The organism is Hyunsoonleella sp. 2307UL5-6, from assembly GCF_047345485.1.
In the GTDB taxonomy this organism is placed as follows: Bacteria; Bacteroidota; Bacteroidia; order Flavobacteriales; family Flavobacteriaceae; genus Jejuia.
In genome coordinates this window covers 8,698-25,986 of the sequence record NZ_JBLFEN010000002.1, presented here as the reverse complement: position 1 = coordinate 25,986, position 17,289 = coordinate 8,698, and the positions used below count along the sequence as shown (strand labels likewise).

Sequence of the window (17,289 nt, the reverse complement as noted above, 5' to 3'; positions counted from 1 at the left end):
CCAAACAGGATTTTAATGTTTATTTAAAAATTAATGTATGACACGTATGTACTTCACTGAAGAGCATAATCTCTTTAGAAAAAGTTTACAAGATTTTCTTAAAAAAGAAGTAGTTCCACATATTGATGATTGGGAAAAATCAGGAAAAATAGATAAATCTGTTTGGTTAAAATTTGGTGAAATGGGGTTCTTCGGAATCAATTATCCAGAAGCATATGGCGGATTGAATTTAGACTTGTTTTATACCGTAATTCTATTAGAAGAACTTCAAAAGGTTAATTCTGGTGGATTTGCAGCAGCCGTTTGGGCGCATGTATATTTAGCCATGACGCATTTAAATGCTGAAGGCGATGAAACAATAAAACAAAATTACCTTGCGCCTAGTATAACAGGTGAAAAAATAGGATGCCTCTGTATTACAGAACCCTTTGGCGGTAGTGATGTTGCAGGTATGAGAACCACTGCGGTAAAAAAAGGAGATACTTACGTTATAAATGGCTCAAAAACATTTATTACTAATGGCGTTTATAGCGATTATTTAATTATAGCCGCAAAAACACATCCAGAATTAGGTAATAAAGGGATAAGCATACTTTTAGTAGATAGAGATACCCCTGGCGTATCTGCAACCAAACTAGATAAGTTAGGTTGGAGGGCTTCAGATACTGGCGAAATAGCATTTGATAATGTAACTATACCAGCTAGCAATTTAATGGGAGAAGAAAATAAGGGGTTTGCTTACATTATGCAACATTTTGCTTCAGAGCGATTAATAATGGGAATAAACGCCCATGCTCGTGCAGAATATGCCTTAGAATATGCTATGCAATACATGAGCGAGCGTACAGCTTTTGGTAGAACTATTGATAAATTTCAAGCGTTGCGCCATACCTTATCAGAACTACATGCCGATTTAGAGATAAATAAAGCCTACAACTATGCTGTAGCTAATGCACTAGATAAAGGCGAATATGTTGTAAAAGAAGCCACAATTTCTAAATTGAAATCCACTAAAATGGCTGATGAGGTCATTTACCAATGCTTACAATTTTTAGGTGGTTATGGTTATATGGAAGAATACCCAATGGCACGTTTATTAAGAGATAGTAGGTTAGGACCAATAGGAGGTGGAACATCGGAGATACTTAAGGAAATCTTAGCAAAAATTATTATTGATAAAAAGGAATACAAACCTTCAACATAAACTATTTTAGAGTCACATTTCGTGTGTTTGATTTTTTATTAAAATTGCACTAACATGAAGAGCGGTTTAAAGTTGAGTATTGCTGGTAGGTTATAAAAAGTAGGTTGGACTTTTGTTCATGCATTCTTATTTTTAATTAAAGAATTCATAAGTGTAAATACTACGTCATATTTTTTGTTTTTAGAATTCCTATTAAGTATTAAACCACAATCTTTTAACAATATGTGCTTAATGGAAGGTGTTTTAAATTAATAAAAAAGGTTGTCGCTGTAATACATAACGTGAGTTTGTATGCTGAGTTCTTTTTCAAAATAATAAAATCCTGCACATTGTAGGATTTTTCTTTGTTATAATATTTAATAAAAGGTTGTATATTTATATAATACAAAGCGTTTTGTACTATAAATATAAATTACAGCTTTACGTTAGTTCGAGTCTTTCCGGTGGCATAGAGATTGTATAGATAACAATATAAGCATTTAAATGACCTTTAAAGCCTTTACAGACTATCTTCTTCTAGAAAAAAATTATTCTAAGCTTACTGTAAAAGCATACCAATCAGATATAGAGTCTTTTCAAAATTTTATAACTAATCATTACAAATCAAAATCTATTACAAATGTAAACTACCCACAAATACGAACATGGATTGTAAGTTTGGTAGAAACTGGATTAACCAATAGAACTATAAATAGAAAAATATCATCTTTAAATACATATTACAAGTTTTTACTAAAAGTTGGAGATATCAGTCAAAATCCATTATCAAAACATAGGGCATTAAAAACGAGTAAAAAAGTTCAGATACCATTTTCAGAACAGGAAATAAAAACAGTTTTAGATGATCTTAATTTTGATAATTCCTTTGAAGGCTTAAGAAACAAACTTATTATAGAGTTATTTTATTCTACAGGTATACGGCGTATTGAACTTGTGGAGTTAAAAACATCAAGTATTGATATTTTCGCAAAAACTGTAAAAGTACTTGGAAAAAGAAATAAAGAGCGTATTGTGCCGTTATTAAATTCAGTAAAAGAAACTTTGAAAAAATATTTAGAAGCGCGAAATAATTTAACAATAATAACGGATTCAGGTCATCTTCTATTAACCAAAAAAGGCGTTAAAATATACGAAACACTTGTTTACAGAATTATAAATGATTATTTTAGTCAGGCTTCTGCGAAAGTAAAAAAGAGTCCACACATATTAAGGCACTCTTTTGCTACACATTTATTAAATCAGGGAGCAGACCTAAACGCTGTTAAAGAGCTTCTTGGTCATACAAGTTTAGCAGCAACTCAAGTATATACTCATAATAGTATAACTGAGCTTAAAAAAGTGCATTTAAAGGCGCATCCCAGAAGTAAAAAATAAAGTCTTTAAATTTAAAAATAAACCACGATATATAGCGTTGCGGTTTTAGTAAAAGTTGTTATTCTCGAGACGTCGGGAATCTTGTTGTCTAACCAAAATAGTGATAGAATTAAATACACTAATCTAAAATTGTGTCATTTTGGGCATAAATTTAAAAAGGTATAACTATGTTACTATTATTAAATCAAACCAAATGAAAGTAAACACACAATCTATTAATTTTAATGCAGATAGAAAATTAATTGATTTCATTCAAAAGCGAATGGATAAATTAGAAATGTATTATGATAAGGTTATAAAATCTGACGTGTATTTGAAAGTAGAAAACACTAGTGATAAAGAAAATAAAATTTTTGAAGCTAGAGTAAGTGTTCCAGGAGATAGCCTAATAGTAAAAAAACAATGCAAAACCTTTGAGGAGGGTGCAGATAATGCAGTTGCATCGTTACAAAGACAGTTAAAAAAGCGAAAAGAAAAATTAAGAGCATATTCTTGATAATTTTTTTAAAAAAATGTTTTGAATAACTAAAAATATATATACATTTGCAGTCCGTTAGAAATAACGGGCTTTTTTTATGTGTTAAAAGCGTAAAAACGCCGATGTAGCTCAGCTGGCTAGAGCAGCTGATTTGTAATCAGCAGGTCGTGGGTTCGAGTCCCTCCATCGGCTCTTAAGCAGTTCTTTTTAAAGCGTGAATTTTAAAAAGAAAAGTTCTTTAAAATATTGAAAATAGTAATTGGGGAGATACTCAAGCGGCCAACGAGGACAGACTGTAAATCTGTTGGTTTTCACCTTCGCAGGTTCGAATCCTGCTCTCCCCACAATAATTTTAAATAAAATAGTAGCTGTTAAAAATTTATTTTTTAAAACTGTTTTTTAAAATTATTTGGATTGGATATCTAGTCCAGGATAATCACGCACAGCGAGATATCCTAATTAAAACCAAGCAAACATTACAGTTTGCAAAATTGCGGGAGTAGCTCAGTTGGTAGAGCGTCAGCCTTCCAAGCTGAATGTCGCCAGTTCGAACCTGGTCTCCCGCTCAAAATACCCTTGAGGTATGTAGCTTTCGTAAGACTATATTATAGTTAACGTAAACAACAAAAGCCGACGTAGCTCAGGGGTAGAGCGTTTCCTTGGTAAGGAAGAGGCCACGGGTTCAAATCCCGTCGTTGGCTCAAAAATAAAATAGAGTACACTAATATTATTATATAACTAAGATTTAAATTATTTAAAAACATGGCAAAGGCAACTTTCGATCGTTCAAAACCACACTTAAACATTGGTACTATTGGACACGTAGATCACGGTAAAACAACTTTAACTGCTGCTATTACTAAAGTATTAGCTGATGCAGGTTTATCAGAAGCAAAAGATTTCGATCAAATCGATAACGCTCCAGAAGAAAAAGAAAGAGGTATTACAATTAATACATCTCACGTAGAATATCAAACAGCAAATCGTCACTATGCACACGTTGATTGTCCAGGTCACGCGGATTACGTTAAGAACATGGTAACTGGTGCTGCTCAGATGGATGGAGCTATCTTAGTTGTTGCTGCAACTGATGGGCCAATGCCACAAACACGTGAGCATATTTTATTAGGTCGTCAGGTAGGAATTCCTCGTATCGTTGTTTTCTTAAACAAAGTTGATATGGTGGATGACGAAGAGCTTTTAGAATTAGTTGATATGGAAGTTAGAGATTTATTAAACTTCTACGAATATGATGGTGATAATGGTCCTGTAATTTCAGGTTCTGCTTTAGGTGCACTTAACGGTGAGCAAAAGTGGGTTGATACTGTTATGGAATTAATGACTGCTTGTGATGAGTGGATTGAAGAGCCTGTTCGTGATATGGATAAGCCTTTTTTAATGCCTATTGAAGATGTGTTTTCTATTACTGGTCGTGGTACTGTTGCAACTGGTAGAATAGAAACTGGTGTAGCAAATACAGGAGATCCTGTTGAGATTATCGGTATGGGAGCTGAGAAATTAACTTCTACTATTACTGGTATTGAAATGTTTCGTCAAATATTAGATAGAGGTGAAGCTGGAGATAACGCTGGTATATTACTAAGAGGTATTGAGAAAGCTCAAATCTCAAGAGGTATGGTTATTACTAAACCAGGTTCAGTAACACCACATGCTAAATTTAAAGCTGAGGTTTATATCCTTAAAAAAGAAGAAGGTGGACGTCATACTCCATTCCATAATAACTACCGTCCGCAGTTTTACGTTCGTACAACTGACGTAACAGGAAACATTGCGCTTCCTGATGGTGTTGAAATGGTAATGCCTGGAGATAACTTAACAATTACTGTTGAGTTAATTCAACCAATTGCAATGAATATTGGTCTACGTTTCGCTATACGCGAAGGTGGTAGAACTGTAGGTGCAGGTCAGGTAACTGAAATTTTAGACTAAACACTAGTTTAATATATAAAAAAGGACTCAAGGTATTACGCCATAGGCGTAATGCCTTTTGACTTATATTTACGGGTTTAGCTCAGTTGGTAGAGCACTGGTCTCCAAAACCAGTTGTCGGGAGTTCGAGCCTCTCAACCCGTGCAAGAATTAAGAGTATTAAACTACTCATGAATTTAAATAGGATAATAAGTCCTAGAAAAATAAATCTTATGGCTGGAATTATAACATACATAAAAGAATCTTTTGAAGAACTAAAGAATAATGTGACGTGGCCTACGTGGGCAGAAGCACAGCGTTTAACAGTTATAGTAGCAGTGTTTTCTATTATATTCTCTTTAGTAATATGGGGTTTAGATATTTATTTTTCTGAATTAATTACAGGTGATTTATTTAAAGCCTCAACGTATTCAGAATATCTTAAAACTGGTTTCTTTGGTGTATTACGTATAGTTTGGTTTGTTTTATTAACTGGTGGTATTTTTTATGGACTTTCTTCTTTTTTAAGCAAGAATAAATAATAGATTTTATGTCTGAAGTAAGCGAAAAAAAGTGGTACGTTGTTAGAGCTGTAAGTGGTCAAGAAAATAAAATTAAAACTTATATTGAGAATGAGATAGCTCGATTAGGTTTGCAGGATTACGTCGATCAAGTATTAGTTCCTACAGAAAAAGTGATTCAAATACGTAATGGAAAAAAAATTCAGAAAGAGAAAGTATTTTTCCCTGGATATATAATGGTACAAGCTAATTTAACTGGAGAAGTACCTCACATTATAAAGGGTATAACAAATGTTATTGGTTTTTTAGGAGAAACAAAAGGAGGAGATCCTGTACCGCTAAGACAGTCTGAGGTAAATAGAATGTTAGGTAAAGTTGATGAATTAGCTGTAGATGAAAATATACATGTCGCTATTCCATTTACAAGAGGAGAAACTGTAAAAGTAATAGATGGTCCATTCAACGGGTTTGATGGTACTATTGAAAATATAAATGAAGAAAAGCGTAAGCTAGAGGTAATGGTAAAGATTTTCGGAAGAAAAACACCATTAGAATTAAGCTATATGCAAGTAGAAAAAATTTAATAATTGTTACATATCCAGATAAGTTTAGTGCTTCCAAACTAATCTTATCAAATTTAAATTTTAAAAAATGGCAAAAGAGTTAGGTAAAGTAGTTAAGCTACAAGTTAGGGGAGGTGCAGCGAATCCATCGCCACCGGTTGGACCCGCTCTAGGTGCTGCTGGAGTAAACATTATGGAGTTCTGTAAGCAATTTAATGCTAGAACTCAAGATAAAGCTGGTAAAGTATTGCCAGTTGTTATTTCTGTTTACAAGGACAAGTCTTTCGATTTCGTAATCAAGACGCCTCCAGCTGCAGTACAATTATTAGAAGCGGCCAAGGTGAAAAAGGGTTCTGGAGAACCAAACCGAAAAAAAGTAGCTAAAGTGTCTTGGGATCAAGTTAAAACCATCGCAGAAGACAAAATGGTAGATTTAAATGCATTTACTGTTCAGTCTGCTATGAAAATGGTTGCAGGTACTGCAAGATCAATGGGAATAACTGTAACTGGGAAATTCCCTTCTTAATCTATTAAAGACATTAGAAAATGGCAAGATTAACAAAAAAGCAAAAAGAGGCTTTAGCGAAAATAGAAAAAGGTAAACTGTATTCTGTTGATGAAGCATCTGCATTAATTAAAGAAATTACCAATACAAAATTTGATGCATCTGTAGATTTAGCAGTGCGCTTAGGAGTAGATCCAAGAAAAGCAAATCAAATGGTAAGAGGTGTAGTGTCTCTTCCTCATGGTACTGGTAAAGATATGAAAGTATTAGCATTAGTAACACCTGATAAAGAAGCCGAAGCTAAAGAAGCTGGAGCAGACTATGTTGGTTTAGATGAATACCTTGATAAAATTAAAGGAGGCTGGACAGACGTAGATGTTATAGTTACTATGCCAAGTGTAATGGGTAAATTAGGGCCGTTAGGTCGAGTATTAGGTCCTCGCGGTTTAATGCCTAACCCAAAAACTGGTACTGTAACTATGGATGTTGCAAAAGCTGTAAGTGAAGTAAAAGCTGGTAAAATTGACTTTAAAGTTGATAAAACAGGTATTGTTCATGCTGCTATTGGTAAAGCATCATTTAGTGCTGATAAAATTGCGGGTAACGCAAATGAATTATTAACAACATTAATGAAACTAAAACCGACAACAGCTAAAGGGGTTTATGTAAAAAGCATTTTTATGTCTTCTACAATGAGTCCAAGTTTAGCTATTGATCCTAAAATTGGTTAATTAAGTTAGAACTTTAAATTATGACAAGAGAAGAAAAATCGCAAGTAATTCAAGACTTAACTGCACAATTAGCTGATAATGCAAATATCTATTTAACCGATATTTCAGGATTGAATGCAGGAACTACTTCAGACTTACGTCGTGCTTGTTTTAAAGCAAACATAAGTATGGCTGTTGTTAAGAACACATTACTTGAAAAAGCAATGGATGCTTCAGATAGAGAATTTGGAGATCTTCCTTCGGTTTTAAAAGGTAACACCTCAGTAATGTATTCTGAAACTGGTAATGCACCAGCTAAAGTAATTAAAGCTTTTAGAAAAAAATCAGAAAAGCCTCTATTAAAAGGTGCTTTTATTGAAGAAGCTGTTTACATTGGTGATGACCAGTTAGATATGTTGGTAGATATCAAATCTAAAGAAGAATTGATAGGAGAGATTGTAACATTACTTCAATCTCCTGCTAAAAATGTTATTTCTGCACTTAAATCAGGTGGTGGAACTCTAGCAGGTATCATTAAAACATTATCCGAGAAAGAAGGATAAATAAATAAGTACGCACTTTATTACAATTATATTATTATTAAAAAATTATTAAAACGATAGAAAAATGGCAGATTTAAAAGATTTCGCAGAACAATTAGTTAACTTAACTGTAAAAGAAGTTAATGAGTTAGCTACTATATTAAAAGATGAGTATGGTATTGAGCCTGCTGCTGCAGCTGTTGCTGTTGCTGCTGGTGGTGGTGCTGCTGGTGGAGACGCTGCAGAAGAGCAAACTGAATTTGATGTAATTCTTAAAGCCGCTGGTGGTTCTAAATTAGCAGTTGTAAAGTTAGTTAAGGAATTAACTGGTTTAGGTTTAAAAGAAGCTAAAGGTCTTGTAGATGATGCACCTTCAGCAATTAAAGAAGGTGTTGCTAAAGACGAAGCTGAAGCTCTTAAAGGTCAATTAGAAGAGGCTGGAGCTGAGGTTGAGCTTAAGTAAGCTTAATTACTCAACAATACAAAGGTTTAGGTTTATCCCGCGAATGCGGGATATCGCCTAGACCATTTTGCGTATATAACGATATACTCAAATAAATTGAAAAAACAGCCTGTTTAGTAGGTTTAATAATTGGCTGTTTCTCTAGTGTTTAAAAGCGCTATCAAAATATTTTTTAATCAAAATTCCGTCCATTGATGTTGTCAACACAAGCTGAAAGATTAAATTTCTCCTCTATTGTAAATAGAACAGAATATCCAGATTTCTTGGATATTCAGATTAAATCCTTCCAGGATTTTTTCCAATTAGAAACAAAATCTGAAGAAAGAGGTGATGAAGGATTATACAATACCTTCATGGAAAACTTTCCAATTACAGATTCTCGTAATCAATTCGTATTAGAATTTTTAGATTACTTTGTTGATCCACCAAGATATGCTATTGAAGAGTGTATCGAAAGAGGATTAACGTATAGCGTTCCGCTAAAAGCAAGGTTAAAGTTATACTGTACAGATCCTGAACATGAAGATTTTGAAACCATAGTTCAAGATGTATACTTAGGAACGATACCTTACATGACCCCAAGTGGTACTTTTGTTATCAACGGTGCAGAACGTGTTGTGGTGTCTCAATTACACCGTTCACCAGGGGTTTTCTTTGGTCAGTCTTTCCATGCTAATGGCACAAAATTATATTCAGCAAGGGTAATTCCTTTCAAAGGATCTTGGATTGAGTTTGCTACAGATATTAATCAGGTAATGTATGCTTACATTGATAGAAAGAAAAAATTACCTGTTACTACGTTATTTCGTGCTATCGGTTTTGAGCGTGATAAAGACATTTTAGAAATTTTTGATTTAGCTGAAGAAGCTAAAGTATCAAAAACAGGATTGAAAAAATACTTAGGACGTAAATTGGCTGCACGTGTTCTAAATACATGGCATGAAGATTTTGTTGATGAAGATACAGGCGAAGTTGTATCTATTGAGCGTAATGAGATTGTGCTTGATCGTGATACAGTTTTAGATAAAGAAAATATTGAAGAAATTCTTGAAGCTGGTGTAAAAACCATTTTATTACATAAAGAAAGTAATGAGCAAGGTGATTATGCCATTATTCATAATACGCTTCAAAAAGATCCAACAAACTCTGAAAAAGAAGCTGTTGAGCATATTTATAGACAATTACGTAATGCAGAACCGCCAGATGAGGAAACTGCACGTGGTATTATAGACAAGTTATTCTTTTCAGACCAACGTTATTCTTTAGGAGAAGTAGGTCGTTATAGAATGAATAAAAAATTAGGTTTAGATATCGGCATGGATAAGCAAGTGCTTACCAAAGAAGATATAATTACCATTATAAAATATTTAATTGAGCTTATTAACTCTAAAGCAGAGATTGATGATATTGATCACTTATCAAACCGTCGTGTTCGTACAGTAGGTGAGCAATTATCTTCTCAGTTTGGTGTTGGTTTAGCACGTATGGCACGTACCATTCGTGAGCGTATGAATGTACGTGACAACGAGGTATTTACACCCATAGATTTAATTAATGCGAAGACCTTATCTTCTGTAATTAATTCTTTCTTTGGTACTAACCAGTTATCTCAATTTATGGATCAAACCAATCCATTGGCGGAGATTACACACAAACGTCGTTTATCAGCTTTAGGACCTGGAGGTTTATCAAGAGAACGCGCAGGTTTTGAGGTGCGTGATGTACACTATACACACTATGGACGTTTATGTCCTATAGAAACACCTGAAGGACCAAATATTGGTTTAATTTCATCTCTTTCAGTATTTGCGAAAGTAAATTCTATGGGATTCATTGAAACGCCATACAGAAAGGTAGAATCAGGTGTCGTAGATATTAAAAATGCACCTACATATTTAAGTGCAGAAGAAGAAGAAGAAAAATTAATTGCTCAAGCAACCGTTCAAGTTGATGATAGCGGTAAAATTTTACATGATAAGGTTATTGCACGTATGGAAGGTGACTTCCCTGTAATTGATCCAAATGAATTACATTATACGGATGTTGCACCAAATCAAATTTCATCTATTTCGGCATCATTAATTCCATTCTTAGAACATGATGATGCAAACCGTGCATTAATGGGATCTAACATGATGCGTCAAGCAGTACCATTATTAAGAGTAGATGCACCAATAGTTGGAACAGGTTTAGAGCGTCAAGTAGCTTCAGATTCTAGAGTATTAATCAATGCCGAAGGCTCAGGTGAAGTATTATATGTTGATGCTAATGAAATTAAAATTAGATACGACCGTACTGATGATGAAGCTAAAGTAAGTTTTGATAGTGATATCAAAACATACCCATTAGTAAAATTTAGAAAAACGAATCAAGGTACTTCTATCAACCTAAAACCAATTGTTGTAAAAGGAGATAAAGTATCTAAAGGTGAAGTATTATGTGAAGGGTATGCCACTCAAAAAGGTGAGCTAGCACTTGGTAGAAATATGAAAGTAGCCTTTATGCCTTGGAAAGGGTATAACTTTGAGGATGCAATTGTGATTTCTGAAAAAGTGGTTCGCGAAGATATCTTTACCTCTATTCATATTGATGAGTATTCTCTTGATGTAAGAGATACAAAATTAGGTAATGAAGAATTAACTAATGATATTCCAAATGTTTCTGAAGAAGCAACAAAAGACTTAGATGAATACGGAATGATTCGTGTTGGTGCTGAAGTAAAACCTGGTGATATTTTAATTGGTAAGATTACACCAAAAGGTGAATCTGATCCAACACCGGAAGAAAAATTACTACGCGCTATATTTGGAGATAAAGCAGGAGATGTTAAGGATGCTTCTTTAAAAGCGTCGCCTTCATTAAATGGTGTTGTAATTGATAAGAAATTATTTGCTAGAGCAGTAAAAGATAAGCGTAAGAGAGCACAAGATAAAGATGATATTTTAGCTCTAGAAGCTCAGTATGATAGAAAATTTGACGAGTTACAAGACGTATTAGTCGAAAAGCTATTTTCTATTGTAAATGGAAAAACTGCTCAAGGTATCTTTAATGATTTAGGTGAAGAAGTACTGCCAAAAGGTAAAAAATTCACATTAAAGATGTTAAATGCTGTTGATGATTATGCACATTTAGTATCAGGAAAATGGACGACTGACGATCATACTAATAAATTAGTTTCAGAATTAATCCACAATTACAAGATTAAAGAGAACGATTTACAAGGGGCGCTACGTCGTGAGAAATTTACTATTTCCGTTGGTGATGAATTACCAGCAGGTATTATAAAACTAGCTAAAGTTTATATTGCTAAAAAACGTAAACTTAAGGTTGGTGATAAAATGGCAGGACGCCACGGTAACAAAGGTATTGTAGCACGTATTGTACGTCAAGAGGATATGCCATTCTTAGAAGATGGAACGCCTGTTGATATTGTATTAAACCCATTAGGTGTACCATCACGTATGAATATTGGGCAGATATATGAAACTGTATTAGGATGGGCAGGTCAAAAATTAGATCGTAAATATGCGACACCAATTTTTGACGGTGCTACTATAGATCAAATCAACGGATTTACAGATGAAGCTGGAATCCCAAGATACGGGCATACCTATTTATATGATGGTGGAACAGGAGAGCGTTTCGATCAACCAGCAACTGTTGGTGTGATTTACATGCTTAAACTAGGACACATGGTGGATGATAAAATGCACGCACGTTCTATTGGACCTTACTCATTAATTACGCAACAACCGCTTGGTGGTAAAGCACAATTTGGTGGCCAGCGTTTTGGTGAGATGGAAGTTTGGGCACTTGAGGCTTACGGAGCATCAAGTACCTTACGTGAAATCTTAACTGTAAAATCTGATGATGTAATTGGTAGAGCCAAAACTTACGAAAGTATTGTTAAAGGGGAGCCAATGCCAGATCCAGGTTTACCAGAATCTTTTAATGTATTAATGCATGAATTAAAAGGTTTAGGTTTAGACATCAGATTAGAGGAGTAGTTAATTAATTAAATTCATTTCAACCATATATTATGGCAAGAAAACAAGATAAAAATACAGTTAAGAGATTTAATAAAATCTCAATTGGTTTAGCATCACCAGAGTCTATTTTAGCAGAGTCTAGAGGTGAAGTTTTAAAACCAGAAACTATCAATTATCGAACACACAAACCAGAACGTGATGGTTTGTTTTGTGAGCGTATTTTTGGTCCTGTAAAGGATTATGAGTGTGCTTGTGGTAAATATAAAAGAATACGTTACAAAGGTATTGTATGTGACCGTTGTGGTGTAGAGGTAACAGAAAAGAAAGTACGTCGTGATCGCGTAGGGCATATTAATTTAGTTGTTCCTGTGGCTCATATATGGTATTTCCGTTCTTTACCAAACAAAATTGGTTATTTATTAGGCTTACCATCTAAGAAATTAGATATGATTATTTACTACGAACGTTATGTTGTAATTCAACCAGGTGAGGCTAAAAATGAAGAAGGAGAACCATTACAAAAAATGGATTTCCTTACCGAAGAAGAGTACTTAAATATAGCTGAAGCTTTACCACAAGAAAATCAGTATTTAGAAGATTCAGATCCTAATAAGTTTATCGCTAAAATGGGAGCTGAGTGTTTAATTGATTTATTAGCGCGTATCGATTTAGAAGGATTATCTTATGAATTACGCCATAAAGCAAATACTGAAACGTCTAAGCAACGAAAAACAGAAGCTTTAAAGCGTTTACAAGTTGTTGAAGCTTTAAAAGAATCAAATAACAACAGAGAGAATCGTCCAGAATGGATGATTATGAAGGTTGTGCCAATTATTCCACCAGAATTACGCCCATTAGTGCCGTTAGATGGTGGTCGTTTTGCAACATCAGATTTAAATGATTTATACCGTCGTGTAATTATTCGTAATAACCGTTTGAAAAGATTGGTTGAAATAAAAGCACCAGAAGTTATTTTACGTAATGAAAAACGTATGTTACAAGAATCTGTTGATTCATTATTTGATAACACACGTAAATCATCAGCAGTAAAAACAGATTCTAACAGACCGTTAAAATCATTATCAGATTCACTTAAAGGTAAGCAAGGGCGTTTCCGTCAAAACTTACTAGGTAAGCGTGTTGATTATTCTGCACGTTCTGTAATTGTTGTTGGTCCAGAATTAAAATTATTTGAATGTGGATTGCCAAAAAATATGGCAGCAGAACTATACAAGCCTTTCGTAATTAGAAAACTAATTGAAAGAGGGATTGTAAAAACTGTAAAATCTGCAAAGAAAATTATAGATAAAAGAGAGCCAGTAGTTTGGGATATCTTGGAAAATGTACTTAAAGGACATCCAGTATTACTAAACCGTGCGCCTACTTTACACCGTTTGGGTATACAAGCGTTCCAACCAAAATTAATTGAAGGTAAAGCAATCCAGTTACACCCACTAGTGTGTACAGCATTTAATGCGGATTTTGATGGTGACCAAATGGCAGTGCATTTACCATTAGGGCCTGAAGCTATTTTAGAGTGTCAGATGTTAATGTTAGCATCTCATAATATCTTAAATCCAGCTAATGGATCTCCAGTTACCGTACCTTCTCAGGATATGGTACTTGGGTTATATTATATGACCAAAGAGCGTAAATCTACACCAGAATTACCAATTAAGGGTGAAGGTTTAACATTCTACTCTCCAGAAGAGGTAGAAATTGCTTTTAATGAGAAAAGAGTAGATTTAAATGCTGGTATTAAAGTAAGAACTATTGATATTAACGAAGATGGTAAGTTAGACAGAATGATTGTTGAAACTACTGTTGGGCGTGTACTTTTTAACCAAAACGTGCCTCAAGCAGCAGGATATATCAATCAAGTTTTAACTAAAAAATCTTTAAGAGATATTATACATGGTATTCTTAAGGTTACTTCTGTTCCTGAAACAGCAGAATTCTTAGATGCTATTAGAACTTTAGGTTTCAAATTTGCATTTCAAGGTGGATTATCATTTAGTTTAGGTGATATTATCATCCCACCAGAAAAGCAGGGTATGATTGATAAAGCCAATGGTTTAGTTGATGGTATTACCGGAAACTATAACATGGGACTTATCACTAATAACGAACGTTATAATCAAGTAATTGATATATGGACATCTACAAATGCTGAATTGACAGAATTGTCTATGAAGCGTATTAGAGAAGACCAACAAGGATTCAACTCAGTGTTTATGATGCTTGATTCTGGAGCTCGTGGATCTAAAGAACAGATTCGTCAGCTTACTGGTATGCGTGGCTTAATGGCAAAACCTAAAAAATCTAATGCAGGTGGTGGTGAGATTATTGAAAATCCAATTCTTTCAAACTTTAAAGAAGGGCTTTCAATTTTAGAATACTTTATTTCTACGCACGGTGCACGTAAAGGTCTTGCAGATACCGCTCTTAAAACTGCAGATGCAGGATACTTAACACGTCGTTTGGTTGATGTATCTCAAGATGTTATTGTTAATAGTGTTGATTGTGGTACTTTAAGAGGTGTTGAAGTTGCACCATTAAAGAAAAACGATGAAGTTGTAGAAACTTTAGAAGAAAGAATTGTTGGTCGTGTAGCATTAAATGATACATACAATCCTTTAACTGATGAGTTGCTAGTAGCAGCAGGACAGTTAATTGATGACCCTATCGCAAAATCGATAGAAGAGTCGCCAATAGAGACCTTAGAAGTACGTTCACCATTAAGTTGTGAAGCTACTAAAGGTATATGTGCAAAATGTTACGGACGTAATTTAGCTACCGGTAAAATGGTACAAAGAGGTGAAGCCGTAGGTGTTGTAGCAGCCCAATCTATTGGAGAACCTGGTACTCAGTTAACCCTACGTACGTTCCACGTTGGTGGTATTGCAGGTAACATTTCAGAAGATAATAAACTTGCGGTTAAGTTTGATGGTATTGCAGAAATTGAGGATTTAAAAACTGTAAAAGGTGAAGATTCTGAAGGCAATATTGCAGATATCGTAATATCAAGAACATCAGAAGTAAAACTTGTTGATAAGAAAACAGGTATTACTTTAAGTACAAATAATATCCCTTATGGTTCTACCATTTTTGTTAAAAATGGTCAAGAACTTAAGAAAGGTGATGTAGTTTGTCAATGGGATCCATATAATGGTGTAATTATTTCAGAATTTGCTGGTAAAGTGAAGTATGAAAACATTGAGCAAGGTGTTACCTACCAAGTAGAGATAGATGAACAAACAGGATTCCAAGAAAAAGTAATTTCAGAATCTAGGAACAAAAAGTTAATACCAACACTTCATATTGAAGATGGAAAAGGAGAAACTATTCGTTCATACAACTTGCCAGTAGGTGCCCACTTAATGATTGACGATGGTGAGGATATTAAAGTTGGTAAAATTTTAGTTAAGATACCTCGTAAATCTGCAAAAGCAGGTGATATTACTGGTGGTCTTCCTCGTGTAACAGAATTATTTGAAGCGCGTAACCCATCAAACCCAGCGGTTGTAAGTGCAATTGATGGTGTGGTATCTTTTGGTAAAATTAAGAGAGGTAATCGTGAGATTATTGTAGAATCTAAATTAGGCGATATTAAAAAGTACTTAGTGAAACTATCTAATCAAATTCTTGTACAAGAAAATGATTATGTAAAAGCAGGTATGCCATTATCTGATGGTTCTATTACACCAAATGATATTTTAAATATTAAAGGGCCTTCAGCGGTTCAGCAATATTTGGTAAACGAAGTTCAGGAAGTATATCGTTTACAAGGTGTGAAAATTAATGATAAGCACTTTGAGGTTGTAGTAAGACAGATGATGCGTAAAGTTAGAATTATAGATTCTGGTGACACTATCTTCTTAGAAGATCAATTGGCACATAAAGATGATTTTATTATTGAAAATGATGAGATTTTCGGTATGAAAGTTATTGAAGATGCTGGCGAGTCTACAAATTTAAAAGCAGGTCAAATTATTTCACCTCGAGAATTAAGAGATGAAAATTCTATTTTACGTAGAGAAGATAAAAAACTTGTTGAAGCAAGAGATGCAAAACCAGCTACGGCAACACCTATATTACAAGGTATTACCAGAGCTTCGCTTCAAACTAAATCATTTATATCTGCAGCATCGTTCCAAGAAACAACAAAAGTGTTGAACGAAGCAGCGGTTGCAGGAAAAGTAGATACTTTAGAAGGACTTAAAGAAAATGTAATTGTTGGTCATAGAATTCCAGCAGGTACAGGTATGAGAAATTATACTGATATTATTGTAGGTTCTAAAGAAGAATTTGATGAAATGATGCAGGTAAAACAAGAAATGAATTTTAACTAAAAAAAACCCAGATTTCGTAAGCCGAAGGCGCAGCGAATTCTGATGGTTGATTTTTTTCCGAACTTGTTTCGGGATCTTCATCTTTTTGAAAAATAATATTAAAAACAAAAGCCTTCAGACAATAAAACTGAAGGCTTTTTTATTAAAATAATGAGATTATGGCAGACGAAAAAGACAAACAAAAACAAGGACAAGGGCAAATTAATATAGAGTTAGATGAGAAAGTAGCTGAGGGCACTTATTCAAACTTGGCAATTATTAATCATTCTGTATCAGAATTTGTAGTAGACTTTGTAAATATTATGCCTGGTGTTCCTAAGAATAAAGTAAAATCAAGAATTATACTAACACCGCAACATGCTAAGAGACTATTAAAAGCGTTAGGTGATAATGTGTCTAGGTTTGAAAATGCCCATGGTGAAATTAAAGATTACGAACAACCACCGATGCCATTGAATTTTGGACCAACAGGTCAAGCCTAATTTAAATTTATCTTATTAATATTACTTATTCTTAGGTGTTCGAAATGTTTTTTTCGAACAACCACCGATGCCATTGAATTTTGGACCAACAGGTCAAGCCTAATTTAAATTTATCTTATTAATATTACTTATTCTTAGGTGTTCGAAATGTTTTTTTCGAACAACCACCGATGCCAT

13 protein-coding genes and 5 tRNA genes are annotated in these 17,289 nt (G+C 34.1%); all 18 read left to right on the top strand.

Translation table 11 applies throughout. The annotated features are described in order from the left end of the window. Positions 1-37: 37 nt before the first annotated feature. Positions 38-1,204: an acyl-CoA dehydrogenase family protein gene (locus ACKGJY_RS03580; RefSeq protein ID WP_413972482.1), complete on the top strand. Its 1,167-nt coding sequence runs from the start codon at positions 38-40 to the stop codon at positions 1,202-1,204. Between the two features lie 483 nt (positions 1,205-1,687). Then, positions 1,688-2,578 (top strand): tyrosine-type recombinase/integrase, encoded by an 891-nt coding sequence (locus ACKGJY_RS03575; protein WP_413972481.1) that lies wholly within the window; start codon positions 1,688-1,690, stop codon positions 2,576-2,578. A 193-nt stretch (positions 2,579-2,771) separates the two neighbouring features. Then, a complete protein-coding gene (gene hpf / locus ACKGJY_RS03570; RefSeq protein WP_413972480.1) occupies positions 2,772-3,074 on the top strand; it encodes a ribosome hibernation-promoting factor, HPF/YfiA family in 303 nt (100 codons plus the stop codon). A gap of 100 nt (positions 3,075-3,174) precedes the next feature. Continuing rightward, a tRNA-Thr gene (locus tag ACKGJY_RS03565) sits at positions 3,175-3,248 on the top strand. 69 nt (positions 3,249-3,317) lie between these two features. Continuing rightward, a tRNA-Tyr gene (locus ACKGJY_RS03560) sits at positions 3,318-3,400 on the top strand. A gap of 149 nt (positions 3,401-3,549) precedes the next feature. After that, positions 3,550-3,622 (top strand) — tRNA-Gly (locus ACKGJY_RS03555). 63 nt (positions 3,623-3,685) lie between these two features. Then, positions 3,686-3,757 (top strand) — tRNA-Thr (locus tag ACKGJY_RS03550). Positions 3,758-3,818: 61 nt separating this feature from the next. Then, entirely contained in the window at positions 3,819-5,006 is a 1,188-nt protein-coding gene (gene tuf / locus ACKGJY_RS03545) for an elongation factor Tu (protein WP_413972479.1), read from the top strand. Between the two features lie 71 nt (positions 5,007-5,077). Next, positions 5,078-5,150, top strand: a tRNA-Trp gene (locus tag ACKGJY_RS03540). A 68-nt stretch (positions 5,151-5,218) separates the two neighbouring features. Continuing rightward, the gene (gene secE / locus ACKGJY_RS03535) at positions 5,219-5,527 is read left to right on the top strand and encodes a preprotein translocase subunit SecE (RefSeq protein ID WP_413972478.1); all 309 of its coding nucleotides are present in this window, start codon (positions 5,219-5,221) and stop codon (positions 5,525-5,527) included. A gap of 8 nt (positions 5,528-5,535) precedes the next feature. Continuing rightward, the gene (nusG, locus tag ACKGJY_RS03530; protein ID WP_413972477.1) at positions 5,536-6,090 is read left to right on the top strand and encodes a transcription termination/antitermination protein NusG; all 555 of its coding nucleotides are present in this window, start codon (positions 5,536-5,538) and stop codon (positions 6,088-6,090) included. 67 nt (positions 6,091-6,157) lie between these two features. After that, positions 6,158-6,595 carry a 50S ribosomal protein L11 gene (gene rplK / locus ACKGJY_RS03525; protein WP_413972476.1) on the top strand — a complete coding sequence of 146 codons (438 nt, stop codon included), beginning with the start codon at positions 6,158-6,160 and terminating at the stop codon, positions 6,593-6,595. Positions 6,596-6,615: 20 nt separating this feature from the next. Beyond that, a complete protein-coding gene (gene rplA / locus ACKGJY_RS03520; RefSeq protein ID WP_413972475.1) occupies positions 6,616-7,305 on the top strand; it encodes a 50S ribosomal protein L1 in 690 nt (229 codons plus the stop codon). 20 nt (positions 7,306-7,325) lie between these two features. Beyond that, a complete protein-coding gene (rplJ, locus tag ACKGJY_RS03515) occupies positions 7,326-7,847 on the top strand; it encodes a 50S ribosomal protein L10 (RefSeq protein ID WP_413972474.1) in 522 nt (173 codons plus the stop codon). 64 nt (positions 7,848-7,911) lie between these two features. Next, positions 7,912-8,289 (top strand): 50S ribosomal protein L7/L12, encoded by a 378-nt coding sequence (gene rplL, locus ACKGJY_RS03510; RefSeq protein WP_413972473.1) that lies wholly within the window; start codon positions 7,912-7,914, stop codon positions 8,287-8,289. Positions 8,290-8,483: 194 nt separating this feature from the next. After that, positions 8,484-12,296: a DNA-directed RNA polymerase subunit beta gene (rpoB, locus tag ACKGJY_RS03505; RefSeq protein WP_413972472.1), complete on the top strand. Its 3,813-nt coding sequence runs from the start codon at positions 8,484-8,486 to the stop codon at positions 12,294-12,296. 32 nt (positions 12,297-12,328) lie between these two features. Then, complete coding sequence (rpoC, locus tag ACKGJY_RS03500) at positions 12,329-16,630, top strand: DNA-directed RNA polymerase subunit beta' (RefSeq protein ID WP_413972471.1); 4,302 nt, start codon at positions 12,329-12,331, stop codon at positions 16,628-16,630. Positions 16,631-16,788: 158 nt separating this feature from the next. Then, complete coding sequence (locus ACKGJY_RS03495) at positions 16,789-17,112, top strand: DUF3467 domain-containing protein (protein WP_413972470.1); 324 nt, start codon at positions 16,789-16,791, stop codon at positions 17,110-17,112. Positions 17,113-17,289: the final 177 nt, after the last annotated feature.

What these genes read in the sequence shown, in the direction of transcription:
- ACKGJY_RS03580 (WP_413972482.1), top strand. Translation starts at nt 38, where the DNA reads ATGACACGTATGTACTTCACTGAAGAGCATAATCTCTTTAGAAAAAGT.
- ACKGJY_RS03575 (WP_413972481.1), top strand. Translation starts at nt 1,688, where the DNA reads ATGACCTTTAAAGCCTTTACAGACTATCTTCTTCTAGAAAAAAATTAT.
- hpf (WP_413972480.1), top strand. Translation starts at nt 2,772, where the DNA reads ATGAAAGTAAACACACAATCTATTAATTTTAATGCAGATAGAAAATTA.
- tuf (WP_413972479.1), top strand. Translation starts at nt 3,819, where the DNA reads ATGGCAAAGGCAACTTTCGATCGTTCAAAACCACACTTAAACATTGGT.
- secE (WP_413972478.1), top strand. Translation starts at nt 5,219, where the DNA reads ATGGCTGGAATTATAACATACATAAAAGAATCTTTTGAAGAACTAAAG.
- nusG (WP_413972477.1), top strand. Translation starts at nt 5,536, where the DNA reads ATGTCTGAAGTAAGCGAAAAAAAGTGGTACGTTGTTAGAGCTGTAAGT.
- rplK (WP_413972476.1), top strand. Translation starts at nt 6,158, where the DNA reads ATGGCAAAAGAGTTAGGTAAAGTAGTTAAGCTACAAGTTAGGGGAGGT.
- rplA (WP_413972475.1), top strand. Translation starts at nt 6,616, where the DNA reads ATGGCAAGATTAACAAAAAAGCAAAAAGAGGCTTTAGCGAAAATAGAA.
- rplJ (WP_413972474.1), top strand. Translation starts at nt 7,326, where the DNA reads ATGACAAGAGAAGAAAAATCGCAAGTAATTCAAGACTTAACTGCACAA.
- rplL (WP_413972473.1), top strand. Translation starts at nt 7,912, where the DNA reads ATGGCAGATTTAAAAGATTTCGCAGAACAATTAGTTAACTTAACTGTA.
- rpoB (WP_413972472.1), top strand. Translation starts at nt 8,484, where the DNA reads ATGTTGTCAACACAAGCTGAAAGATTAAATTTCTCCTCTATTGTAAAT.
- rpoC (WP_413972471.1), top strand. Translation starts at nt 12,329, where the DNA reads ATGGCAAGAAAACAAGATAAAAATACAGTTAAGAGATTTAATAAAATC.
- ACKGJY_RS03495 (WP_413972470.1), top strand. Translation starts at nt 16,789, where the DNA reads ATGGCAGACGAAAAAGACAAACAAAAACAAGGACAAGGGCAAATTAAT.